This window comes from Nocardioides sp. P4_G10, assembly GCF_056401175.1.
The window spans coordinates 133,640-157,501 of sequence record NZ_JBFUJV010000005.1 but is presented as its reverse complement, the minus strand read 5'-3'; the positions used below and the strand labels follow the sequence as shown (position 1 = coordinate 157,501).

General features: G+C 70.8%; 21 protein-coding genes. 18 read left to right on the top strand and 3 right to left on the bottom strand.

Annotated features, from left to right (window positions below; all coding sequences use genetic code 11):
- Positions 1–13 precede the first annotated feature (13 nt).
- Both AC1DP1_RS09035 and AC1DP1_RS09030 read right to left on the bottom strand, forming a co-directional pair.
- The gene (locus tag AC1DP1_RS09035; protein WP_477506580.1) at positions 14–412 is read right to left on the bottom strand and encodes a VOC family protein; all 399 of its coding nucleotides are present in this window, start codon (positions 410–412) and stop codon (positions 14–16) included.
- Complete coding sequence (locus AC1DP1_RS09030) at positions 409–2,202, bottom strand: serine hydrolase (RefSeq protein ID WP_477506593.1); 1,794 nt, start codon at positions 2,200–2,202, stop codon at positions 409–411. The genes AC1DP1_RS09035 and AC1DP1_RS09030 overlap by 4 nt, the downstream gene beginning before the upstream one ends.
- 227 nt (positions 2,203–2,429) lie before the next feature.
- On the opposite strand from AC1DP1_RS09030, the gene pdxT reads away from it, so the two are divergent.
- The 8 genes from pdxT (at position 2,430) to AC1DP1_RS08990 (ending at position 9,491) form a co-directional block, all read left to right on the top strand.
- Complete coding sequence (pdxT, locus tag AC1DP1_RS09025) at positions 2,430–3,026, top strand: pyridoxal 5'-phosphate synthase glutaminase subunit PdxT (RefSeq protein ID WP_457186648.1); 597 nt, start codon at positions 2,430–2,432, stop codon at positions 3,024–3,026.
- Between the two features lie 34 nt (positions 3,027–3,060).
- Positions 3,061–3,846, top strand: coding sequence for a YebC/PmpR family DNA-binding transcriptional regulator (locus tag AC1DP1_RS09020; protein ID WP_477506579.1), 786 nt, complete (start codon positions 3,061–3,063; stop codon positions 3,844–3,846).
- A gap of 126 nt (positions 3,847–3,972) precedes the next feature.
- The gene (ruvC, locus tag AC1DP1_RS09015; RefSeq protein WP_457186652.1) at positions 3,973–4,530 is read left to right on the top strand and encodes a crossover junction endodeoxyribonuclease RuvC; all 558 of its coding nucleotides are present in this window, start codon (positions 3,973–3,975) and stop codon (positions 4,528–4,530) included.
- Positions 4,527–5,129, top strand: coding sequence for a Holliday junction branch migration protein RuvA (ruvA, locus tag AC1DP1_RS09010; protein WP_477506578.1), 603 nt, complete (start codon positions 4,527–4,529; stop codon positions 5,127–5,129). Before ruvC ends, ruvA begins: the two co-directional genes overlap by 4 nt.
- Positions 5,130–5,142: 13 nt before the next feature.
- The gene (ruvB, locus tag AC1DP1_RS09005; RefSeq protein WP_477506577.1) at positions 5,143–6,240 is read left to right on the top strand and encodes a Holliday junction branch migration DNA helicase RuvB; all 1,098 of its coding nucleotides are present in this window, start codon (positions 5,143–5,145) and stop codon (positions 6,238–6,240) included.
- A gap of 68 nt (positions 6,241–6,308) precedes the next feature.
- Complete coding sequence (gene yajC, locus AC1DP1_RS09000; RefSeq protein WP_457186658.1) at positions 6,309–6,605, top strand: preprotein translocase subunit YajC; 297 nt, start codon at positions 6,309–6,311, stop codon at positions 6,603–6,605.
- Positions 6,598–7,146: an adenine phosphoribosyltransferase gene (locus tag AC1DP1_RS08995; RefSeq protein WP_457186660.1), complete on the top strand. Its 549-nt coding sequence runs from the start codon at positions 6,598–6,600 to the stop codon at positions 7,144–7,146. The genes yajC and AC1DP1_RS08995 overlap by 8 nt, the downstream gene beginning before the upstream one ends.
- Positions 7,147–7,202: 56 nt before the next feature.
- Positions 7,203–9,491: a RelA/SpoT family protein gene (locus AC1DP1_RS08990; RefSeq protein WP_457186662.1), complete on the top strand. Its 2,289-nt coding sequence runs from the start codon at positions 7,203–7,205 to the stop codon at positions 9,489–9,491.
- A 141-nt stretch (positions 9,492–9,632) separates the two neighbouring features.
- Here AC1DP1_RS08990 and AC1DP1_RS08985 read toward each other — a convergent pair whose 3' ends face one another.
- Positions 9,633–10,895: a DUF349 domain-containing protein gene (locus tag AC1DP1_RS08985; RefSeq protein WP_477506576.1), complete on the bottom strand. Its 1,263-nt coding sequence runs from the start codon at positions 10,893–10,895 to the stop codon at positions 9,633–9,635.
- A gap of 17 nt (positions 10,896–10,912) precedes the next feature.
- On the opposite strand from AC1DP1_RS08985, the gene AC1DP1_RS08980 reads away from it, so the two are divergent.
- The 10 genes from AC1DP1_RS08980 to AC1DP1_RS08935 all read left to right on the top strand — a co-directional run bounded on the left by AC1DP1_RS08980 (position 10,913) and on the right by AC1DP1_RS08935 (position 23,842).
- Positions 10,913–11,683: an MBL fold metallo-hydrolase gene (locus tag AC1DP1_RS08980; RefSeq protein ID WP_477506575.1), complete on the top strand. Its 771-nt coding sequence runs from the start codon at positions 10,913–10,915 to the stop codon at positions 11,681–11,683.
- Positions 11,683–13,053, top strand: coding sequence for a histidine--tRNA ligase (gene hisS, locus AC1DP1_RS08975; RefSeq protein ID WP_477506574.1), 1,371 nt, complete (start codon positions 11,683–11,685; stop codon positions 13,051–13,053). The genes AC1DP1_RS08980 and hisS overlap by 1 nt, the downstream gene beginning before the upstream one ends.
- A complete protein-coding gene (gene aspS, locus AC1DP1_RS08970) occupies positions 13,050–14,843 on the top strand; it encodes an aspartate--tRNA ligase (protein ID WP_477506573.1) in 1,794 nt (597 codons plus the stop codon). The genes hisS and aspS overlap by 4 nt, the downstream gene beginning before the upstream one ends.
- Before the next feature lie 169 nt (positions 14,844–15,012).
- On the top strand, positions 15,013–16,047 hold the full coding sequence (locus tag AC1DP1_RS08965) for an ABC transporter permease (RefSeq protein WP_477506572.1): 1,035 nt from the start codon (positions 15,013–15,015) through the stop codon (positions 16,045–16,047).
- Positions 16,048–16,114: 67 nt separating this feature from the next.
- A complete protein-coding gene (locus tag AC1DP1_RS08960; RefSeq protein ID WP_457186674.1) occupies positions 16,115–17,893 on the top strand; it encodes an ABC transporter substrate-binding protein in 1,779 nt (592 codons plus the stop codon).
- Between the two features lie 126 nt (positions 17,894–18,019).
- Complete coding sequence (locus AC1DP1_RS08955; protein ID WP_477506571.1) at positions 18,020–19,030, top strand: ABC transporter permease; 1,011 nt, start codon at positions 18,020–18,022, stop codon at positions 19,028–19,030.
- 74 nt (positions 19,031–19,104) lie between these two features.
- Positions 19,105–20,124 carry an ABC transporter ATP-binding protein gene (locus AC1DP1_RS08950; RefSeq protein ID WP_477506570.1) on the top strand — a complete coding sequence of 340 codons (1,020 nt, stop codon included), beginning with the start codon at positions 19,105–19,107 and terminating at the stop codon, positions 20,122–20,124.
- Positions 20,121–21,452, top strand: coding sequence for an ABC transporter ATP-binding protein (locus AC1DP1_RS08945; protein ID WP_477506569.1), 1,332 nt, complete (start codon positions 20,121–20,123; stop codon positions 21,450–21,452). The genes AC1DP1_RS08950 and AC1DP1_RS08945 overlap by 4 nt, the downstream gene beginning before the upstream one ends.
- Positions 21,453–21,487: 35 nt before the next feature.
- Positions 21,488–22,867: a replication-associated recombination protein A gene (locus tag AC1DP1_RS08940; protein ID WP_477506568.1), complete on the top strand. Its 1,380-nt coding sequence runs from the start codon at positions 21,488–21,490 to the stop codon at positions 22,865–22,867.
- An 18-nt stretch (positions 22,868–22,885) separates the two neighbouring features.
- The gene (locus tag AC1DP1_RS08935) at positions 22,886–23,842 is read left to right on the top strand and encodes a TIGR03885 family FMN-dependent LLM class oxidoreductase (RefSeq protein WP_477506567.1); all 957 of its coding nucleotides are present in this window, start codon (positions 22,886–22,888) and stop codon (positions 23,840–23,842) included.
- Positions 23,843–23,862 lie beyond the last annotated feature (20 nt).

The window sequence follows — 23,862 nt, the reverse complement described above, 5'->3', positions numbered from 1 at the left end:
CGCCGCGGCGGTCTCAGCCCCGCCGCGGCTCACCGGCGTACGTCCCGAAGGACCACTGGTTGCCCTCCGGGTCGGTGACGCGGACCTCCCGGCTGCCGTAGTCCTGCTCGACGACCGGCGACGGGTCGAGGCCCGCCTCGACGGCACGCCGGTGCACCTCGTCGACGTCGGAGGCGACGACGTACGCCGCCGTGGTCCCGGGCTGCTGGGTGAACGGCCCGTCGGGCTTGTGGCAGCCGAGCATCACCCCGCCGCCCTCGGGCCAGTCGAGCTGGGCGTGCTGGACGACGCCCGCCTCGTCGCGGTAGGCGGCCGTCTCCTCGAAGCCGAGCGCGACGAGCGCACGGATCACGAGGTCGGGGTCGTGCGCCTGCAGCGCGGGCCAGACGGTGGTGCGGTGGGGATCGCTCATGGCCCCGATGCTGCCGCGACACCAGTCGGCGCGCCTTGGACATTTGGGAACTCCGCCGCGAGCCACGCCGACGGCCCGAGCCCGGCGAACTCGCGGAAGTCGCGCACCAGGTGCGACTGGTCGTAGTAGCCCGTGCGGGCGGCCACCTGCGCCAGTGACGCGCCCACGGACGCCGCGGCGACCACCTCGCGGCGCGCGGTGTCGAAGCGGGCCAGCCGCTGCACGGTCTTGGGTCCGTGGCCCGTCTCGGCCGTGAGCAGCTGGGTCAGCCGCCGACGGCTGTAGCCCACGGCGTCGGCGACCTCGGCGACCGCTCGGGGGCTCGGGCCGGTGAGCAGGCGCCACGCCTCCTCGACCTCGGGCGACGGTCCCTGGCGGGAGGCGGCGCGGTCCGCGCGATCGGCCAGCCGCAGCAGGAAGCGGCTCACCGCGGCGTACCTCCCGGGCCAGTCGGCCACCGCGTGCAGCTCCTCGACCACCCGGTCGACCTCGTCGCCGACCAGGTCGCGCGCGTCCCAGCTGCCGACCGGGAGGTCGGAGGCAGGGACACCGAGCAGGCGCCGCACGCCCACCGGGTGGAGGGTCAGCTGCACCCCGGTCCACCGACCGGGCTGCTCCACCATCGCCGCGCGGGTGTGCAGCCCGCCGAGGCTCACCCACTGCGAGTCGCGCACGCCGGCGTCCCATGCCTCGGCGGTGGGTGCGGTGCGCAGCGGACGCTCCAGGCTCAGCACGAGGGTGAGCCCGGCGGACGGGAGTCCCCGGTGGACGCCGGGGGCGAGGCCCTCGGCGGAGTAGCCGTACATCGCCAGGACGTGCGGGGCGAGCGGCGCCGGGACCCGTGCCTCCGGCAGGTGCTCCCACGCCCCGACCATCCGCTGAGTGTGCCGCACCGGGCGGCGCGTCGACGGGTCGACGAGCAGCACCTGCCCGCCGAAGCCGAGCGCGGCGAAGACGTCGATGGGCGCCGACGGGGCGAGCTGTCCGGTCACCGGGTTCAGCGGCTGCCCCTGGGCGTCGACCGGGTCGGTCGCGCCGCGCAGGGCACCGGGCCGGTTGAGCCACCACAGGTAGCCGTAGGCCGCGTTGTGGACCGTCGAGGAACGCCCGACCGCGTGCCTGACGTAGGCCGCGTCGAGGAGGCGCTTGCCGCCCGCCTTACCGCGGACCGTCCCGCCGTCGAGGTAGAGCCGCCCGAGCTTGGCGATGTCGAGGCACGTCGTGCGGAGGCCGTAGAAGACCGCGGCGTCGTCCGCACGGTCGGTGATGAACGACGACCGGGTCATGCCGAGCGGCTCGAACAGGCGCTCCCGGGCGAACCTCGCGACGGGCATCCCGGTCGCCTTCTCCAGCACCGGCTCGAGGACCTGGATGGCGGCGTTGTTGTAGGCCCAGGCGCTGCCGGGGGCGTACTGCTGCGGGAGCGAGACGGCGTACTTCGTGCGGCTCCGGGCGGCGAGCAGCTCGGAGTAGTCCGTCGTGAGCGACCAGAAGCGGCCGCTGTCGTTGGAGAGGAGGTTGCGCACCGTCACCGACTCCGACGCGGTGCCGCGCCACTGCGGCACGTAGGTCGAGACCGGGTCGTCGAGGCGCAGGTCGCCGTCGCGGACCGCGATGCCGACCAGGGTGCTCGTGACCGACTTCGTGATCGAGAAGACCTCGCGGGGTTCCTCGCGGGGCAGCTTCCAGCTCCACTCGCCGACGAGCTTGCCCTTGCGCAGGACCGCGAAGCAGGTGGAGTCGAGTCGGCGGGCCTCGGCCGCACCGCGCTGGACGGCCTTCTTGCGCAGGCCGAGTCGGGAGGGCGTCGCGACGGGCAGCCCTCGACCGCACGGGCGCCGGGCGCGGGGCGACCGGTGGTCGCGTCGACGGACCCGGCGACGGCACCGGCGGTGCTCGCGGAGGTGCTGCCGGCGGCGAGCGACAGGGCGAGGAGCGCGGCGCCCAGGAGGGCCGGACGGGTGAGACTCATGGGGCGTGACCCTACGGCGACCCGCCGGTCCTAGGATCGGCGTTCGTGAATCCGACCATCGGCGTGCTCGCGCTGCAGGGCGACGTGCGCGAGCACCTCGCCGTCCTGCGGGCGCTGGGCGCGGACCCGATCTCCGTACGCCGTCCCGCCGAGCTCGCCGCGTGCGACGGCCTCGTCCTCCCGGGCGGCGAGTCCACGACGATGGTCAAGCTCGCCAGGATCTTCGACCTGCTCGAGCCGCTGCGCGACGCCGTACGCGGTGGGCTGCCCGCCTTCGGGACGTGCGCGGGGATGATCCTGCTCGCCGACCGGATCGAGGACGGCGCGGCGGGGCAGGAGACCGTCGGCGGCCTGCACATCACGGTGCGCCGCAACGCCTTCGGCCGCCAGGTCGACTCCTTCGAGGAAGACCTCCACGTGGACGGACTGGCCGACCCGGTGCGAGCGGTCTTCATCCGCGCGCCGTGGGTCGAGGCGATCGACGACGACGTCGAGGTGCTGGCCCGGGTGGAGGACGGGCCCGCCGCGGGTAGGATCGTCGCGGTCCGTCAAGGCCCCCTGATGGCGACCTCGTTCCATCCCGAGGTCGGCAGCGACGGCCGGGTGCACGGCATGTTCGTGGACCTGGTGCGCTCGGCCTGACGACGTACAGACGAAGCGACGGATAGAGGGACTCATGTCAGGCCACTCCAAGTGGGCAACGACCAAGCACAAGAAGGCCGCGATCGACGCCAAGCGCGGCAAGCTCTTCGCCAAGCTGATCAAGAACATCGAGGTCGCGGCGAAGCAGGGCGGCGGCGACCCGGCCGGCAACCCGACGCTCTACGACGCCATCCAGAAGGCGAAGAAGAGCTCGGTCCCCAACAAGAACATCGACTCCGCGCTCAAGCGGGGCTCGGGTGCGGAGTCGGGCGGCGTCGACTACAAGTCGATCTCCTACGAGGTCTACGGCCCGCAGGGCGTCGCGATCCTCGTCGAGTGCCTCACCGACAACACCAACCGCGCCGCGATGGAGGTCCGCACGGCGGTCACCCGCAACGGCGGCACCATGGCCGACCCCGGCTCGGTCTCGCGCCTGTTCACCCGCAAGGGGATCGTGGTCGTGCCCAAGTCGCAGGACCACGACGGCACGGTCCGTGAGGTCACCGAGGACGACGTCCTCGAGGCGACCCTCGACGCCGGCGCCGAGGAGGTCAACGACCTCGACGAGGCGTTCCAGGTGCAGAGCGAGGCCACCGACGTCGTCGCGGTCCGCACCGCCCTGCAGGACGCCGGCATCGACTACGACTCCGCCGACGTGGAGTTCGTGCCGAGCCTGGAGATCCCGGTCGACGCCGCCGGCGCCGGCAAGGTGCTCCACCTCGTCGACGCGCTCGAGGACCTCGACGACGTCCAGGACGTCTTCACCAACGTCGACATCCCCGCCGACGTGATGGCCGAGCTCGAGACCGCCGACGCCTGAGGCGCCTCCGGGGCCGTGCCGGACCGGGACGCGCCGCGTGTCGTACGACGTCGCGCAGCCGGCGCGGGTTAGCGTGATCGCACGAACACATGTTCGGACGAGATCGACGGCGGAAGGGGTGTGCGCGTGCGCGTGCTCGGCATCGACCCCGGCCTGACCCGGTGTGGCGTGGGCGTGGTCGACGGCAGCGTCGGCCGGCCGCTGACGATGGTCGACGCAGGCGTGGTGCGCACGAGCTCGACGCTCCCGATCGCCGAGCGGCTGGTCACGATCGAGAAGGGCCTCGACGCCTGGATCGAGGAGCACCGGCCCGACGCGGTCGCGGTCGAGCGGGTCTTCGCCCGCTCCGACTCCAGCACCATCATGGGCACCGCCCAGGCCAGCGGCATCGCGCTCGTCGTCGCAGCGCGACGCGGGCTGCCGATCGCCATGCACACCCCGAGCGAGGTGAAGGCCGCCGTGTCCGGCAACGGGCGCGCCGACAAGGCCCAGGTGGGGGCGATGGTCGTCCGCATCCTGCGGTTGTCCGAGCTCCCCAAGCCCGCCGACGCCGCCGACGCGCTCGCGCTGGCCATCACCCACGTCTGGCGCGGCTCGGCGCACACGCGGCTCGAGGCCGCCGCGGCCCAGGCCCGGGCACAGGCCCGCGCCCCGCAGAAGCAGACCCCGATGAGGACCCGATGATCGCCTTCGTCCGCGGCGAGGTCGCCGCCGTCACCCTGGCCAGCGCCGTCCTCGAGGTCGGCGGCGTCGGCCTCGAGCTGATGTGCACGCCCGGCACCCTCGCCACGCTCCGCGTCGGCCGGCCCGCGACGCTGCCCACCAGCATGGTCGTGCGCGAGGACAGCCTGACGATCTTCGGCTTCCTCGACGAGGACGAGAAGCAGGTCTTCGAGATCGTCCAGACCGCGTCCGGCGTCGGCCCCAAGGTCGCGCAGGCGATCGTCGCGGTGATGAGCCCCGACGACGTGCGCCGTGCCATCACGACCGAGGACGTCAAGGCGTTGACCCGGGTCCCGGGGATCGGGCAGAAGGGTGCCCAGCGCATCATCCTCGAGCTCAAGGACCGCATCGGCCCGCCGGTGGGCGTGCACCACCCGGCCGCGGCTGCCCCCTCGGCCACCGACGCCTGGCGCGACCAGGTGCAGCAGGGCCTCATCGGGCTGGGCTGGTCGGCCAAGGAGTCGGAGAAGGCGGTCGAGGCCGTCGCCCCCGATGCGGGTGACGCCCCCGACGTCGGCGCCCTGCTGCGCGCCGCCCTCCGCACGCTGAGCAAGGCGTGAGACGGGTACGACGATGAACTGGGACGACACCGACGAGGACACCGACGACGTCGAGCTGACCGAGGCCGAGCTGGGCCACCTGCAGCGGCTGACCGACGCCGAGGCCGACGGCGACGACCGTGCGGTCGAGGCGGCGCTCCGCCCCAAGACGCTCGACGAGGTCGTCGGGCAGGCGCGCGTGCGCGACCAGCTGGGGCTGGTCCTCGAGGCGGCCCGCCGCCGGGGCCGGGCGCCCGACCACGTGCTGCTCTCCGGCCCGCCCGGGCTCGGCAAGACCACGCTTGCGATGATCATCGCCGCCGAGATGAGCACGCCGCTGCGGCTCACGAGCGGCCCGGCGATCACCCACGCCGGTGACCTCGCCGCGATCCTGTCGGGCCTCAACGACGGCGACGTCCTCTTCGTCGACGAGATCCACCGGATGTCGCGGCCGGCCGAGGAGATGCTCTACATGGCGATGGAGGACTTCCGGGTCGACGTCGTCATCGGCAAGGGGCCGGGGGCGACTGCCATCCCGCTGGAGATCCCGCCCTTCACCCTCGTCGGCGCCACCACCCGCGCCGGCCTCCTGCCCGGCCCGCTGCGCGACCGGTTCGGCTTCACCGCCCACCTCGAGTTCTACGAGCCCCACGAGCTCGACCAGATCGTTCACCGCTCCGCCGGGCTGCTCGGCGTGCACCTCACCTCCGAGGGCTCCAGCGAGATCGCCTCGCGCTCGCGCGGCACCCCCCGCATCGCCAACCGCCTGCTGCGCCGGGTCCGCGACTACGCCCAGGTGCGCGCCGACGGCGTGCTGAGCCTGCCGGTCGCCCAGGCCGCGCTCGAGCTGTTCGAGGTCGACGAGTCCGGCCTCGACCGGCTGGACCGCGCCGTGCTCGACGTGCTGTGCCGACGCTTCGGCGGGGGACCGGTGGGTGTCTCCACCCTGGCCGTCGCGGTCGGCGAGGAGCGCGAGACGGTCGAGGAGGTCGCCGAGCCGTTCCTGGTCCGGATGGGGATGCTCGCGCGCACGCCCCGCGGGCGGGTGGCGACGCCGGCGGCGTGGCACCACCTCGGCCTGACGCCGCCGCCGCTCCCGACCGTCGACTCGACCCTCTTCGACGACGTGTGAGGCCGGTCGGGGCACCCGCGTAGACTCCACGCGCTCCCGCACCCGACCCCTCGAGGAGAGCCCCGACCGTGAACGACCTTGCTGCACTCCTGCCCCTGGTGGCCATCCTGGCCCTCTTCTGGTTCATGGTGGTGCGCCCCCAGCAGCGCCGGCAGAAGGACGTCGTCCGTCTCCAGCAGAGCATCGAGGTCGGCCAGCGCGTGATGATGTCGTCGGGCATCTACGGCACCGTGGTCTCGCTCGCCGACGACCGCGCCCGCCTCGAGATCGCGCCCGGCACCCAGATCGACATCGCACGCGCCGCGATCGCCAAGGTCGACGAGCCGCTGGAGCAGCCCGCTCCCGACGCGCGCGACGATGCCTGACCGTCGTACGGCCCAGGAGGCGCTGCAGCGCCTGACGGTCGACGTGCCCGACTGGCCGGAGAAGGGCGTGACGTTCAAGGACATCACCCCCGTCCTCGCCGACCACCACGCGTTCTCCGCGATCATCACCGCGCTGGCGGCCGCCGGCCGTGACGACCACGGCACCGTGGTCGTCGACAAGGTCGTCGGCATGGAGGCGCGCGGGTTCATCCTCGCCGCGCCGGTGGCGCTCGCCCTCGGCATCGGCTTCGTGCCGGTGCGCAAGGCCGGCAAGCTGCCGCGCGCCGCTCACGCGGTGTCGTACTCCTTGGAGTACGGCGAGGCGACGCTCGAGGTGCACCAGGACGCGATCGCGCCGGGCGAGCGCGTCCTGATGGTCGACGACGTGCTGGCGACCGGCGGCACCGCCGTCGCGACGCGGCAGCTCATCGAGGCCTGCGGCGGCGTCGCGACCGGCGCCGCCGTGCTGATGGAGCTGTCGTTCCTCGAGCCGCGGTCGGTCACCGGCGACCTCCCGATCGCCACGCTGCTCACGATCTGACCGGATCCACCCCGGTCCCCGCACGGCGGTGCCCGACTCCTCACTAGACTGGGCCAATGGCAGAGGAGGAGGCACCCGCGCAGGACGCCAAGGCGCCCCTCACCGCTCGGGGCATGCGTGCTCGCCTCGCTCGGGTCGGCACCCGCCCGCCCTCGTCCAACCCGGTCCTCGAGCCCCTCTTCCGGGCCGTGCGCGCCAACCACGCGAAGGCCGACCTGGCCCTCCTCGAGCGCGCCTACGCGGTCGCCGACAAGTGGCACACCGGCCAGATGCGCAAGAGCGGCGACCCCTACATCACCCATCCGCTCGCCGTCACGACGATCCTCGCCGACATCGGCATGACCGAGCCGACGCTCGTCGCGGCGCTGCTCCACGACACGGTCGAGGACACGGCGTACACCCTCGACGCGCTGCGGGCCGACTTCGGAGACGAGGTCGCGGTGCTCGTCGACGGCGTCACGAAGCTCGACAAGGTGCAGTACGGCGACTCGGCCCAGGCCGAGACGATCCGCAAGATGATCGTGGCGATGTCGCGCGACATCCGGGTGCTGGTCATCAAGCTCGCCGACCGGCTGCACAACATGCGCACCCTGCGCTACGTCCCGGCCGCCTCCCAGGAGCGGTCGAGCCGCGAGACCCTCGACATCTACGCGCCCCTGGCCCACCGGCTCGGCATGAACACCCTCAAGTGGGAGCTCGAGGACCTCGCCTTCGCGACGCTGCACCCCAAGATCTACGACGAGATCGTGCGGATGGTCGCCGAGCGCGCGCCGTCGCGCGACCAGTTCCTCGCCGAGGTCGTGGCCGAGATCGAGCAGGACCTCAAGGCCTCCCGGATCAACGCCAAGGTCACCGGCCGGCCCAAGCACTACTACTCGATCTACCAGAAGATGATCGTCGGCGGCCGCGACTTCTCCGACATCTACGACCTCGTCGGCATCCGCATCCTCGTCGACGAGGACCGCGACTGCTACAGCGCCCTCGGCGTGATCCACTCCCGCTGGAACCCGGTCCTGGGGCGGTTCAAGGACTACGTCGCGATGCCGAAGTTCAACATGTACCAGTCGCTCCACACGACGGTCATCGGCCCCGCGGGCAAGCCGGTCGAGGTGCAGATCCGCACCTTCGCCCAGCACCGCCGCGCCGAGTACGGCGTCGCCGCGCACTGGAAGTACAAGGAGAACAGCAAGGCGGGCGTCGACACCGACCGCCTCGGTGACAAGGACGACCTCACCTGGCTGCGGCAGCTGCTCGACTGGCAGAGCGAGGTCGAGGACCCGGGCGAGTTCCTGGAGTCCCTGCGCTTCGAGATGAACCAGCAGCAGGTCTACGTCTTCACCCCGCGTGGCGACGTGATCCCGCTGCCGTCGGGCGCGACCCCCGTCGACTTCGCCTACGCCGTGCACACCGAGGTCGGCCACCACACGATCGGCTCTCGGGTCAACGGCCGACTCGTGCCGCTGGAGTCGACGCTCGACAACGGCGACGTCGTCGAGGTCTTCACCTCCAAGTCGCCGACGTCAGGCCCGTCGCGTGACTGGCTCAACTTCGTCCAGTCCCCGCGCGCCCGCTCCAAGATCCGCCAGTGGTTCACCAAGGAGCGCCGCGAGGAGGCGATCGAGCGCGGCAAGGACCAGATCGCCAAGCTCATGCGCAAGGAGGGCCTACCCCTCACCCGGCTGATGACCCACGACGTGCTGGCGCTCGTGGCCGAGCACTTCCACCACGCCGACGTCTCCGCCCTCTACGCCGCGGTCGGCGAGGGCAACCTCAGTGCGCAGGCCGTCGTACGACGCGTCATCGACCTGCACGGCGGCGACGATGGAGCCCAGGAGGACCTCTCCGAGGGCGTCACCATCACCGGCCGGTCACGGACCGCCACCAAGCGTGGCCCGACCGACTCCGGCGTCATCGTCAAGGGCGTCGACGACCTCTGGGTCAAGCTCGCCAAGTGCTGCACCCCGGTGCCCCCCGACCCGATCCTGGGGTTCGTCACCAAGGGCGGGGGAGTGTCGGTGCACCGCAAGGACTGCACCAACGCCTCCAGCCTGCTCGGGCAGCCGGAGCGGGTGCTCGAGGTCGAGTGGGCGCCCACGTCGCAGTCGACGTTCCTGGTGAACATCCAGGTCGAGGCGCTCGACCGCGCCCGGCTGCTCTCCGACATCACGATGGCGCTCTCCGACGCCCACGTGAACATCCTCAGCGCGACGCTCTCCACCACCCGCGACCGGGTGGCCAAGAGCCGCTTCTCCTTCGAGATGGCCGACGCGGCCCACCTCGACGGCGTGCTCCGCGCCGTACGCGCCGTGCCGGGCGTGTTCGACGCCTACCGCGTCACGGCCTGAGGTCGAGCGGGCACTTCGGTCCCTGTCGGACAAGCCGATCGGGCACTTCGTGCCCGTCAGGGACGGTGACCGGGCACTTCGTGCCCGTGTTGCGCGACGAAGTGCCCGGTCAGTGCTCAGGACGGGGCACGAGGTGCCCGATCAGCTGAAGTCGGCCGCGGCCCGCCGGGCCATGTCGAGGAACGCCTGCTTGTTGGCGAGCTCGGACTCGAGGTCCTTCACGCGCCGGTCGTCGCCGGCGGCGGACGCCTTGTCGAGCTTGGCCTGGGTCTCGGCGATGCCGGACTCGAGCTTGCCGATCATGTCGTCGGCGCGCGCGGACTTCTCCGGGTCGCTGCGGCTCCACTGCTCGTCCTCGACCGAGCGGATGGCCTGCTCGACCTTCCGCATCCGGCCCTCGAGCTCCTTCATCCGGTCACGGGGGACCTTGCCGGCGGCGTCCCAGCGGTCGGCGAGGTCGCGGAAGGTCTTCTTGGCGGCCTCGAGGTCGGTCACGGGGACCAGCGCCTCGGCCTCGACGAGGATGGCGTCCTTGACCTCGGCGTTGGCGGCGAACTCCTCGTCGAGCGCGGCGTTGGTCGCGTCGCGGGCGCCGAAGAAGGTGTCCTGGGCGCCGCGGAAGCGCTGCCACAGCTGGTCGTCGACCTCGCGCGGCGCGGGGCCGGCGGCCTTCCACTCCCGCATCAGGTCGCGGTACTTGCCGGCGGTCGGGCCCCACTCGGTCGAGGACGAGAGCGCCTCGGCCTCCTTGGCCAGCCGCTCCTTGACGACGCGCGCGGAGTCGCGGCGCTCGTGCTCCTCGGCGAAGTGCGCCTTGCGGTGGCGGGTGTACGTCGTCCGCGCGGTGGAGAAGCGGCGCCACAGGGCGTCGTCGGTGGCCCGGTCGAGCCGGGGGAGCTCCTTCCACGTCGCCAGCAGCTCACGGAGCCGGTTGGCGCCGTTGCGCCAGTCGGTGCTGTCGGCGAGCCGCTCGGCCTCGGCGACGAGCTTCTCCTTCGCAGCCTTCGACTCGGCGCTCTTCTGCGCCCGCTCCTCCTTGCGCGCCGAGCGCTGGACGGCGATCACCGGGGCCAGCGCGTCGAGGCGCGCGGCGAGGGAGACGAGGTCACCGACCGCGTGGGCGTCGCCGACCTGCTCGCGCAGCGCCTTGACCGACGACGTCGCCTCCTCGGGCGCCAGTCGCCCCGAGGCCACCCGCTGCTCGAGCAGGTGGACCTTGCCCTCGAGCTCCTCGTAGCGCTTGGTGAAGAACTCCAGCGCCTCCTCGGAGGTGCCGGCCTCGTAGGACCCCACGGGACGCTCGCCATCGGCGGTTCGGACATAGACGGTGCCGTCCTCGGCCACCCGGCCCCAGGGCTGCTCACCCTGTGCCGAGTCGTCTCGGGACTGCTTGTCGGAGCTCATGGTCGCCCATCGTAGTCATGGCCCGGACTGCCCTCGGTAGGCTTCCCACCGACAAGCAGACCACCGGCCGGACGCCGGTCGACGACCAGCAAGGACTGACGCCCGTGTTCATCGCCGGCTTCCCCGCCGGACCGTGGGGTACCAACTGCTACGTCGTGGCGACGGGTCCCGGGTCGGAGTGCGTGGTCATCGATCCCGGCAAGGACTCCGCAGCCGGTGTCGACCAGGTCGTCCGGGAGCACCGGCTCAAGCCGGTCAGCGTGCTGGTCACGCACGGCCACGTCGACCACATGTGGTGCGTCGCGCCCGTGGCGGGCACCTACGACGCGACGGCGTGGATCCACCCGTCCGACCGGCACCTGCTGTCCGACCCGATGGCCGGGATGAGCCCGGAGACCACCCAGATGCTGCTCGGTGGCGACTACTCGTGGGCCGAGCCCGACGACGTGCGCGAGCTGTCCGACCTCGCCGAGCTCGAGCTCGCAGGGCTGCGGTTCGTGGTCGACCACACGCCGGGCCACACCCAGGGCTCGGTGACGTTCCGGACGCCGTACGCGCAGCAGGACGTCTCGGAGCTGATGTTCTCCGGCGACCTCCTCTTCGCCGGGTCCATCGGCCGCACCGACCTCCCCGGCGGCGACCACGCCACGATGCTGCGCAGCCTGGCCGGCAAGGTCCTGCCGCTCGCCGACGACATCGTGGTGCTGCCCGGTCACGGTGAGCAGACCTCGATCGGACGCGAGCGCGCCACCAACCCCTTCCTCCAAGACCTGACCCAGGACGTCTGATGAGCAAGATCGCCCCGCTGAGCGGGTTCCCCGAGCTGCTGCCTGCGCAGCGCGCCGTCGAGCGCGAGGTCATCGCCTCGGTCTCGCGGACGTTCGAGCTGCACGGCTTCACCAACATCGAGACCCGTGTCGTCGAGCCGGTCGACCGGCTGGCCAAGGGCGGCGAGGTCGACAAGGAGATCTACGTCCTCCAGCGCATCGCGGCCGAGCCCGACGCGAGGGCCGAGCTCGGCCTCCACTTCGACCTCACCGTGCCCTTCGCGCGCTACGTCCTCGAGCACGCCGGCCACCTCGAGTTCCCCTTCCGGCGCTTCCAGGTGCAGCCCGCCTGGCGCGGCGAGCGGCCGCAGGAGGGGCGCTACCGGCAGTTCACGCAGGCCGACGTCGACATCGTGGGCCGCGACGAGCTGCCCTTCCACCACGACGTCGAGGTGATGGCGGTGATGGTCGACGCCCTCGGCCGGCTGCCGATCCCGCGGGTGTCGTTCCAGTTCAACAACCGCAAGCTGATCCAGGGCTTCTACCGGGGCCTCGGCATCGACGACGTCACCGACGCCATCCGGGTCATCGACAAGCTCGACAAGCTCCCGGCCGACGAGGTCGCCCGGCTGCTGGTCGAGCGTGTCGGCACCACGCCCGAGCAGGCGCAGCGCTGCCTCGAGCTCGCCACCATCCGCGTCGAGGACACCTCGTTCGTGGAGAAGGTCCGGGCGCTCGGGGTCAGCGACGAGCTGCTCGACCAGGGGCTCGAGGAGCTCGCGGCCGTGGTCGAGGGCTGCCGCGCCGTCGCCGGCGACCGCGTGGGAGTCGAGGCCAACCTGCGCATCGCGCGGGGGCTCGACTAMTACACCGGCACCGTCGTCGAGATCTTCATGGAGGGCTACGAGCGGCTCAAGTCCGTCGGTGGGGGAGGGCGCTACGACGCGCTCGCCAGCGACGGGCGTACGACGTACCCCGGCGTCGGCGTGTCGTTCGGCGTGTCCCGCACCCTCGTCCCGCTCATCTCCGACGGCGTCCTGTCCGGCAGCCGCCCCGTGCCCAGCGTCGTCCTGGTCGCCCTCAACAACGAGGACGACCGCACGGCCAGCACCGGCATCGCCGCCGCGCTGCGGGCCCGGGACGTCGCCTGCGAGGTGGCCCCGTCGCCGGCGAAGTTCGGCAAGCAGATCCGCTTCGCCGAGCGGCGAGGCATCCCCTACGTCTGGTTCGTCCAGGCCGACGGCACGAGCCAGGTCAAGGACATCCGGACCGGCGAGCAGGTCGAGGCGGACCCGGGGTCGTGGACCCCGCCCGAGGCCGACCTGCGGCCGACGATCATCAGCACCGCCACCCCCAGCAGCACCACCAGTGATTCAGAGGAGAACCAGTGATCCGCACCCATGACGCCGGCGCCCTGCGCGCCGAGCACGTCGGCCAGACCGTCACGCTCGCCGGGTGGGTGGCGCGTCGGCGCGATCACGGCGGGGTCGCGTTCCTGGACCTCCGCGAGCGCAGCGGCGTGGTGCAGGTCGTCGTGCGCGACGAGGCCGTCGCGCACAGCCTCCGCAGCGAGTTCTGCCTGAAGGTGGTGGGCGAGGTCGTTGCGCGCAAGGAGGGCAACGAGAACCCCAACCTCGCCACCGGCGAGATCGAGGTCGTGGCGACCGAGGTGGAGGTGCTCTCGGCCTCCGACCCGCTCCCGTTCCCCGTCGACGACGCGTCCGGCCACAAGGGCGGCGAGGTCGGCGAGGAGGCCCGCCTCAAGCACCGCTACCTCGACCTGCGTCGCTCCGGCCCCAACGCCGCCCTCCGCCTGCGCAGCAGGATCAACAAGGCCGCCCGCGACGTGCTCGACGCCCGCGACTTCGTCGAGGTCGAGACGCCCACACTGACCCGCTCCACGCCCGAGGGCGCCCGCGACTTCCTGGTGCCGGCCCGTCTGGCCCCCGGCAGCTGGTACGCCCTCCCGCAGAGCCCGCAGCTGTTCAAGCAGCTGCTCATGGTCGGCGGCATGGAGCGCTACTACCAGATCGCGCGCTGCTACCGCGACGAGGACTTCCGCGCCGACCGGCAGCCGGAGTTCACCCAGCTCGACATCGAGATGAGCTTCGTGGACCAGGAGGACGTCATCACGCTGATGGAGGACGTCCTGGAGGCCATGTGGGCCCAGGCGGGCCACACCATCCAGCGCCCGCTGCCGCGGATGACGTACGCCGACGCGATGGCGCGGTACGGGTCCGACAAGCCGGACCTCCGGATGGGCCTCGAGCTCGTCGAGTGCACCGACTACTTCCAGGACACCACGTTCCGGGTGTTCCAGGCCGACTACGTCGGCGCGGTCGTGATGCCGGGCGGCGGCAGCCAGCCGCGTCGCCAGTTCGACGCCTGGCAGGACTGGGCCAAGCAGCGCGGTGCCAAGGGCCTGGCGTACGTCACGATCGCCGAGGACGGCGAGCTCGGCGGTCCGGTCGCGAAGAACCTCACCGACGCCGAGCGCGAGGGCCTCGCCGCCCACGTCGGGGCTTCGCCGGGCGACTGCATCTTCTTCGCCGCCGGACCCGCCAAGAGCAGCCGGGCGCTGCTCGGCGCCGCGCGCCTCGAGATCGGTCGCCGCGGTGACATGCTCGACGACTCGACCTTCGCCTTCACCTGGGTCGTCGACGCCCCGCTCTTCGAGCCGAGCTCCGACGCGGTCGCCAGCGGCGACGTCGCCGTCGGTGCGGGCGCCTGGACGGCGGTGCACCACGCCTTCACCAGCCCGAAGCCCGAGTTCCTCGACACCTTCGACACCGACCCCGGCAGCGCGCTGGCCTACGCCTACGACATCGTCTGCAACGGCAACGAGCTCGGCGGCGGGTCCATCCGTATCCACCGCGGTGACATCCAGAAGCGCGTGTTCGCGGTGATGGGGCTGTCCGAGGACGAGGCGCAGGAGAAGTTCGGTTTCCTGCTCGATGCCTTCAAGTTCGGGGCGCCTCCGCACGGCGGCATCGCCGTCGGCATGGACCGCATCGTGGCGCTGCTCGCGGGCACCGACTCCATCCGCGACGTCATCGCCTTCCCGAAGTCCGGGGGCGGCTACGACCCGCTCACGGCGGCGCCGGCGCCCATCACCCCGGAGCAGCGCAAGGAAGCCGGTGTCGACGCCGCGCCCGCGAAGGACGTCCCGCCGGGGGAGTGATCACCCGCAGGTTTGCCCGGCCATCCCGGTGACCACGGGCCGAACGCGTCGTAACGGGATCGTTACCCGTCGGTGATCGTTCACGCGTCGCAGGTCACATAGAGTCCCGTTCGGCGCGGTCCCCGGAGGGACCGCAGACACCACCGGACCCGAACTCGATGGGGAGAGAATGTCGGCACAAGCGACGGGGCCTGAGACCCTGGGCTCGCTCAGCGACGAACCGGAGATCAAAGACCCGAACAGCAAGCAGGCCAAGGAGATCTCCGGCAAGTCGCCGATGCAGATCGCGTTCGGCCGGCTGCGGAAGGACAAGATCGCCGTCACGTGCGCGGTCATCGTGATCTTCTTCTTGCTGGTGGCGATCTTCGCGGACCTGATCGCCAAGGCGTTCGGGGTGAGTCTCGACACCGTCACCGCGTGCGAGGTCCTCGAGTGCAACTTCGCCGAGCCGGGCGTCGGCTACCCCAAGACGGGCCCGCCGTTCTACCCGTTCGACCCCGCGCACCCCTTCGGCATCGCCCCCCGCACCGGCGCCGACAACCTGGCCCACTGGATCTACGGGTGCCGCACCTCGCTGATGATCGCGGGCGCGGCGACGCTCTTCTCCTCCGTGGTCGGCATCGTGGTCGGCCTGGTGTCCGGCTTCACCGGCGGCGTCGTCGACAAGATCCTGTCGTTCATCACCGACTTCTTCCTCACGATCCCGTTCCTCCTCGCGGCGCTGACGATCTCGCCGATCATCATCGACCGCTTCGGCACCAGCGACAGCTACGAGACCATCCAGATCGGCTCGCTCATCCTCATCCTGTCGCTGTTCGGCTGGATGACGGTGGCCCGTCTGATCCGCGGCGAGGTGCTCTCGCTCCGTGAGCGCGAGTTCATCCACGCCGCCCGGGTGCTGGGCATGCCGACGCGGCGCATCCTGTTCAAGGAGCTCCTGCCCAACCTCACGGCTCCCATCGTCATCAGCATCTCCCTGATGCTGCCGGCGTTCGTGGCGGCAGAGGCCGGCCTGGCGTTCCTCGGCATCGGCGTCACCGGCAGCGCCTCGTGGGGCCAGACCATCGCCAACGCGGTGCCCTACTGGAGCAACTACCCCCTCTACCTGTGGGAGCCCCTGATCGGCGTCGTCGCCCTGGTGCTCGCACTCAACCTCCTCGGCGACGCGGTTCGAGACGCGTTCGACCCGAAGACCCGCCGCTGAGGCGGAGATCCTCAACAGACGTCACCCGGGGGCTTCCGGTGTGCGAACAACAACGAAAGGCTGGACAATGAGACGGACCAAGGCGGCGGCAGCACTCGCCACCAGTGCCGCGCTCGTGACCCTCGCTGCCTGTGGTGGCGGCGGCGGGAACGACGACGAGGGCAGCAGCGGAAGCGGCAGCGAAGGCTTCCAGGATGCTTCGGAGACCATCGCCAAGGACCCAGAGCGCCAGGGCCCCGCGGCTGATGTCGAGGGCGCTTCGGCCGGCGGCACCATCACGGTGTACCTGCCGGACGACCCGGGCCCCGAGGACCTCGACCCGACCAACGGCTGGTCGGTCACGGGCAACTCGATCCAGCAGGCGCTCACGCACCGGTCGCTGACCCAGTACTCCCGCGACACCGAGTCCGGCGAGATGATCCTCGTCCCGGACCTGGCGACCGACCTGGGTAGCCCCAACGAGGACTTCACCGAGTGGACGTTCACCATCCGCGACGACGCGACGTGGGAGGACGGCAAGCCGATCACCGCCGAGGAGGTCGCCTGGGGCATCGAGCGTTCGCTCGACTCCGAGGCCTTCCCGTCGGGTCCCGGCACCGAGTACTCCACGCACTACTTCCTCGACGCCGACAGCTACAAGGGTCCCTACACCGACAAGGGCAAGGACTACAAGGGCATCACGTTCGACGAGGACGCCCGCACGGTGACCATCAAGATGTCCATGCCGTTCCCGGACATGGACTACTGGGGCGCCTTCATGGCGATGGGCCCGTCCCCGCTCGGCAAGGTCTCCGACCCGCCGGAGTACGGTCGTAGCCCGCTGTCGACCGGCCCCTACAAGGTCGAGTCGTTCCGCCCGAGCGAGGAGCTCGTGCTCGTCAAGAACGACGCCTGGGTCGCCGACTCCGACCCGGCCCGTCACCAGTACGCCGACAAGTGGATCTTCAAGTTCGCTGCTGACCCGACCCAGACCGACGAGCTGATGCTCAGCGGCAACACCGAGTCGCAGACGGCCCTCTCGGCCAGCGTCACCGCCGAGAACTACGCCAAGTTCAACCAGGACCTGGGCGACCGCCTCGTGCAGCAGTCGGCGCAGTGCACCAGCTTCTGGGCGCCCGACTACGAGAAGACGACGCCGGAGATCCGCAAGGCCCTGGCGTACGCCTACCCGTACGAGAGCGTGTGGCAGGCCTCCGGTGAGGTCCCCGGCGTGACCCGTGTCCCGGCGAACTCGGTCATGCCCCCCGGCATGGCGGGCAAGTCCGACTACCAGGTCGACGGTGAGCAGATCACCTACCAGCCCGAGAAGGCGAAGGAGCTCCTGGCCGAGGCTGGCGAGGAGGGCTACGAGATCCACATGGCCTACAACACCGGCTCGCCGACCACCGAGGCTGCTCAGAAGCAGATCGAGAAGGGTCTCACCGACTCCGGCTTCAAGGTCACGTCCTACCCCGTGCCGATCGAGACCTCGCTCTACACGATCTGGACCGACCCGGACAACAAGATCAACAAGAAGCTCAACCTGCGCGGCGTCAACTGGTGCTCGGACTGGCCGTCCGGCTCCACGATGATCCCGGCCCTGCTCCGCACGGGCGCCACCTACAACACGGCGTTCTTCTCCGAGGACTCCATCGACGCGAAGATGGACGAGATCGGCACCATGGAGCTCGACGCGCAGCCCGATGCCTGGGGTGCCCTGGACGAGCAGATCGCGACCGAGTTCTACCCGATCATCCCGACCGCGTTCCGCAACGACCTCTTCGCCTTCGGCGAGAAGATCGGGAACCCGACCGGTGACGGTGCCCTCGGCGCGCCCAACTACAAGGATCTCTTCGTCGCTCAGTGACCCTGTGGTCCACTGACTGAGTCGATCCTGCTCCACCTCGGTGTGGGGGCCCCGTGAACCGGGGCCCCCACACCACCGTGTGTCGGCCATGCCGGCAGCTGCTCACAACCTCGGAGGGAAATCCTCGTGTTCGCCTATGTCGTCAAGCGCCTGCTCTCGGGCGTGGTCGTCCTGTTCCTCATCTCGATGAGCGTGTTCCTGCTCTTCTGGTACGGACCGTCCGAGCCCGCGCAGACGATCTGCGACAACGACACCAGCAACCGCTGCACACCCGCGCGGCTCGAGGTGTTCCGCGAGAACCTCGGCTTCAACAACCCGTGGTACGAGGAGTACGGCAAGTTCATGAAGGGTGTCGTGGCCGGGCGCGAGATCCAGTTCGGCAGCACCACCGTGTTCGACTGCCCGGCCCCGTGCCTGGGCTACTCCTACCGGACCAAGGCTCCGGTGTTCGAGGAGATGAAGCAGCGCATGCCGGCCACGTTCTCGGTGGCGATCGGCGGCGCGTTCCTCTACCTGACCCTCGGCATCCCGATCGGTGTCGCCGCGGCCCGAAGACGGGGGACGTTGACCGACAAGGCGCTCGTGTCGAGCTTCCTGGTCATCTCGTCCATCCCCTACTACCTGTTCGCCCTGCTGACCTGGTTGTTCCTCACCATCAGCTGGGAGATACCCCTGTTCTCCGATACCGGCTACTTCCCGATCACCGAGAATCCGGCGAAGTGGTTCAGTGGCATGTTCCTTGCGTGGATGGCTCTGGGTGCCTTCGGGTGCACGACCTACACGCGTTACTCCCGCGGCTCGATGGTCGAGGTCCTCAACGAGGACTACATCCGCACCGCGAAGGCCAAGGGGCTGCGGGACAACACCGTGGTCTACAAGCACGCGTTGCGGTCCGCGCTGGTGCCCGTCATCACGATCTTCGGCATCGAGTTCGGCACCCTGCTCGCGGGTACGATCTTCACCGAGACGATCTTCGACATCGACGGGATCGGACTGTGGAGCCTGCAGGCGGTCGCCCAGCGTGACCTGCCCGTGGTGTCGGCCACTGCTCTGTTCGCGGCCGCCGTCCTGATCATCTCCAACATCGTCGTCGACGTCATCTACAGCGTTCTCGATCCCCGAGTGAGGCTCTCTTGACCATCACGTCCCCCTCCTCCGCTTCGTCCCCCAGCGACGTCGACGGGCCGTACCTCCAGGTGGAGGACCTCACGGTGACGTTCCCGACCCAGGACGGGCCGGTCCAGGCCGTGAAGGGGCTGAGCTACTCGGTCGAGCTGGGCAAGACGCTCGGCATCGTCGGCGAGTCCGGTTCCGGCAAGTCGGTCTCGAGCATGGCCGTGATGGGCCTGCACGACGCGAAGTCGAGCGAGATCTCCGGCTCGATCCGCGTCGGTGGCACCGAGGTCGTCGGCCTTGCCGAGAGCCGCATGCGCAAGCTGCGCGGCAACGCGATGGCGATGATCTTCCAGGACGCCCTGGCTGCGCTGCACCCCTTCTACCGGGTCGGCGACCAGCTCGCCGAGGCTTACGCGATGCACCACCCCAAGGCGTCCAAGCGCGACGGCCGTCGCAAGGCGATCGAGATGCTCGACCGTGTCGGCATCCCCCAGCCCGACCGCCGCGTCGACGATTTCGCCCACCAGTTCTCCGGCGGCATGCGACAGCGCGTGATGATCGCGATGGGCCTGATCAACGACCCGTCGCTGCTGATCGCCGACGAGCCGACCACCGCGCTCGACGTGACGGTGCAGGCGCAGATCCTCGACCTGCTCCAGGACCTGCAGCGCGAGTTCAACTCCGCCGTCATCATCATCACCCACGACCTCGGCGTCATCGCCGAGATGGCCGACGACGTGCTCGTGATGTACGCCGGCCGCTGTGTGGAGTTCGGGACGACCAAGGAGATCCTGACCCGTCCGGAGATGCCCTACTCGTGGGGCCTGCTGTCGAGCATCCCCGAGGTCGGGGCCTCCACCGACGCCCGTCTCATCCCGATCCCGGGCAATCCGCCCAGCCTGCTGAAGCCGCCGTCGGGCTGCTCGTTCCACCCCCGCTGCTCGCACCGGGACAAGGTGCCCGGCGACCTGTGCTTCACCGAGCTGCCCGCCCTGACGCCGGCCAGCAATCGGGCCGGCCACCTCAAGCGGTGCCACCTGCCCAACCCCGAAGAGATCTACCGTACGGAAGTGCTGCCGGAGATCGCCCCCGACCTCGCCGAGGAGATTCGATGAGCCAGGACCCCAACGCCAAGGTGGCGATCGACGCGAGCGAGATCGGCGCCAACGCGGCGGAGACGGGTGACCGGGACCTCTCCCACCACGACACGGACGTCGTCGACGACCACGAGGTGGTCCACGCGCCGCTGGACTTCCACGAGCTCGCCGAGCAGGGACACGCCGCCACCGCGCTCGACCCCGACGCCGAGCCCATCATCACGATCGACAACCTGAAGATGTACTTCCCCGTGAAGTCCTCGGGGCTCGTCCGCCGGACGGTCGGTCACGTCCAGGCGGTGGACGGGGTGTCCTTCGAGGTGCCGCGCGGCGGCTCGCTCGGTCTGGTCGGCGAGTCCGGGTGTGGCAAGTCCACCACCGGCCGGCTGATCACCCGCCTCTACAAGCCGACCGGCGGGTCGATGATGTTCGAGGGCCACGACCTGGCCAAGCTGTCCAACTCGCAGATGAGGCCGCTGCGCCGCGACGTGCAGATGATCTTCCAGGACCCCTACACCTCGCTCAACCCGCGCCACACGGTCGGCACGATCGTCGGTTCGCCGCTCGCGGTGCACAACATCGTRCCGAAGGACAAGATCCTGCCTCGGGTCCAGGAGCTGCTCGAGGTGGTGGGCCTCAACCCGGAGCACTACAACCGCTACCCCAACGAGTTCTCCGGCGGTCAGCGCCAGCGGATCGGCATCGCCCGGGCGCTCACGCTCAACCCCAAGCTCCTCGTCGCCGACGAGCCGGTCTCGGCGCTCGACGTGTCGATCCAGGYGCAGGTGGTCAACCTGCTCCAGGACCTGCAGCGCGAGTTCGACATCGCCTTCCTCTTCATCGCCCACGACCTCGCGGTGGTGCGCCACTTCTGCCCCGAGGTCGCGGTGATGTACCTCGGCAAGATCGTCGAGATCGGTGACCGCGACAGGATCTACAGTCACGCCCACCACCCCTACACGCAGGCGCTGCTCTCGGCGGTGCCCGACGTGAAGCAGGCGGCGGTCGGCGGCCGTCGGGAGCGGATCCGGCTCGAGGGCGACGTGCCGAGCCCGATCAACCCGCCGTCGGGCTGCCGGTTCCGCACCCGCTGCCAGTTCGCCCAGGAGATCTGCGCGAAGGTGGAGCCGCCGCTGCTGCAGATCGGCAAGCGTCACAAGGTGGCCTGCCACTTCGCCGGCGAGCTGGGCTCCCACCCGGCCGCGCCCGTGACCACCGACCTGCTCGCGGTCGACGACCAGGGCACCCCGGTGCCCGGAGCCACGCCGACCAACGAGCAGCTCACCATCCCGGGCTACGAGAAGACCTGGTACGACCTGAAGTCGAAGCAGACGACGGGGGTCTGAGGGGCGCACCGACGGCGTCGGGGATACTCACCGGCGTGGATGGCTTGTTCGAGATACCGGGCGCGGGGCAACCCGCGCCCGGATCCGCGTCCGGACAGGTGCCGAGCGCCGGGTCGCTGGGCGCCAACACGCACGCCTCGGCGCCGCTCGCCGTGCGGATGCGGCCTCGCACGATCGACGAGCTCGTCGGGCAGCAGCAGCTGCGGGCCGCCGGGTCACCGCTTCGGCGACTGATCGAGGGCGACCAGTCGATGTCGCTGCTGCTCTGGGGACCTCCAGGCACCGGGAAGACGACCATCGCGGCCATCGTCAGCCAGCAGACCCGGCGTCGGTTCGTCGAGGTGTCGGCCGTCGCGGCGGGCGTCAAGGAGGTCCGCGCCGCCATCGACGGGGCCAGGGCCGAGCTCGCCCGGGGCGGGCAGGAGACCGTCCTGTTCGTCGACGAGGTGCACCGCTTCACCAAGGCCCAGCAGGACGCGCTGCTGCCCGGGGTGGAGAACCGCTGGGTCACGCTGATCGCCGCCACCACGGAGAACCCGTTCTTCTCCGTGATCAGCCCGCTGCTGTCGCGCAGCCTGCTGCTGCGCCTGCAGTCGCTCACCGACGACGACGTCGCCGAGGTCATCGACCAGGCGCTCACCGACGAGCGCGGCCTGGCGGGGGAGACCGAGCTCGAGGAGGACGCCCGCGCCCACCTCGTACGACTGGCCGGCGGCGACGCGCGACGGGCACTGACCTACCTCGAGGCGGCCGCCGGAGCGGCAGCCAGCAACGGCTCCACCGTCATCGACCTCGCCACCGCCGAGACCGCCGTCGACCAGGCCGCGGTCCGCTACGACCGCCAGGGTGACCAGCACTACGACGTCATCTCCGCCTTCATCAAGTCCATCCGCGGCTCCGACCCCGATGCCGCGCTCCACTACCTCGCGCGGATGATCGAGGCAGGGGAGGACCCCCGCTTCATCGCGCGCCGCCTCGTCGTGCACGCCAGCGAGGACATCGGCCTGGCCGACCCGACCGCCCTGCAGGCGGCCGTCGCGGCGGCGCAGGCCGTGCAGCTCATCGGGATGCCGGAGGCGCGGATCAACCTCGCCCAGGCCACCATCCACCTGGCGGTGGCGCCGAAGTCCAACGCCGTGATCAGCGCGATCGACGCCGCCATCTCGGACGTGAAGGCCGGCAAGATCGGGCAGGTGCCGCCCCACCTGCGCGACGCCCACTACGGCGGCGCCAAGGACCTCGGCCACGGCAAGGGCTACGCCTACCCGCACGACGAGCCCTACGGCGTCGCCGAGCAGCAGTACCTCCCCGACGTGCTCAGCGACGCCAGCTACTACAAGCCGACGGCACTGGGCGCGGAGGCCGGGGTCAAGGAGCGCTGGGAGCGCGTACGACGCATCGTCCGGGGCGGCTGACCTCGCTACGGTGACGGGATGCGCCTCGGGTTCCACGCCTCCCACGAACAGATCGCTCCCTCGCGGCTGTTGAGCGACGTCCAGCACGCCGAACGGGCCGGGTTCGAGATGGCGATGTGCTCGGACCACATAGCCCCGTGGGGCACCCGGCAGGGCCACTCCGGCTATGCCTGGAGCTGGCTGGGGGCCGCCTTGGCCACGACGGATCTCGAGCTCGGCTGCGTGTGCGCACCGGGGCAGCGCTACCACCCTGCCGTCGTCGCCCAGAAGATCGCCACCCTTGCCGAGATGTTCCCGGGACGGTTCTGGACGGCCCTCGGCAGTGGCGAGGCGAGCAACGAGCACATCACCGGCGACCGCTGGCCACCGAAGGAGGAACGCACGCGCCGCCTGGAGGCGTGCGTCGACGTGATCCGTCGCCTCCTCGCCGGCGAGGAGGTCACCCACGACGGCCTCGTCACCGTCGACCGGGCCCGGCTGTGGGACCTGCCGCAGGTCCAGCCCCGGCTCATCGCCCCCGCGGTGTCGGTGGCGTCAGCAGCCCGCGTGGCGGGCTGGGCTGACGGTCTCGTCACCATCAACCAGCCGGTCGACGTGCTGCGCGACCTCGTCGCGGCCTACCGCGACGCCGGTGGCGCGGGTCCACTGTCGCTCCAGGTGCACCTGTCGTGGGCGCCGACGCGCGACGAGGCCGAGGCGATCGCGCTCGACCAGTGGCGCACCAACGTCTTCACCGAGCCGGTCAACTGGGACACCGAGACCCCCGAGGCGTTCGACGTGATGGCCGAACACGTCGGGATCGAGGGCGTACGCCGCTCGGTGGAGGTGTCGGAGGACCTCGGGTGGCACCGGGACCGGATCGCCGAGCTCGCGTCCGTCGGCTTCGACGACGTCTACCTGCACTTCGTCGGACAGGAGCAGGCAGGCTTCCTCGACGCGTTCGGCGAGCACGTGCTGCCCGCCCTTCGGGGCTGACGCGGACGGACGGGGTCTGC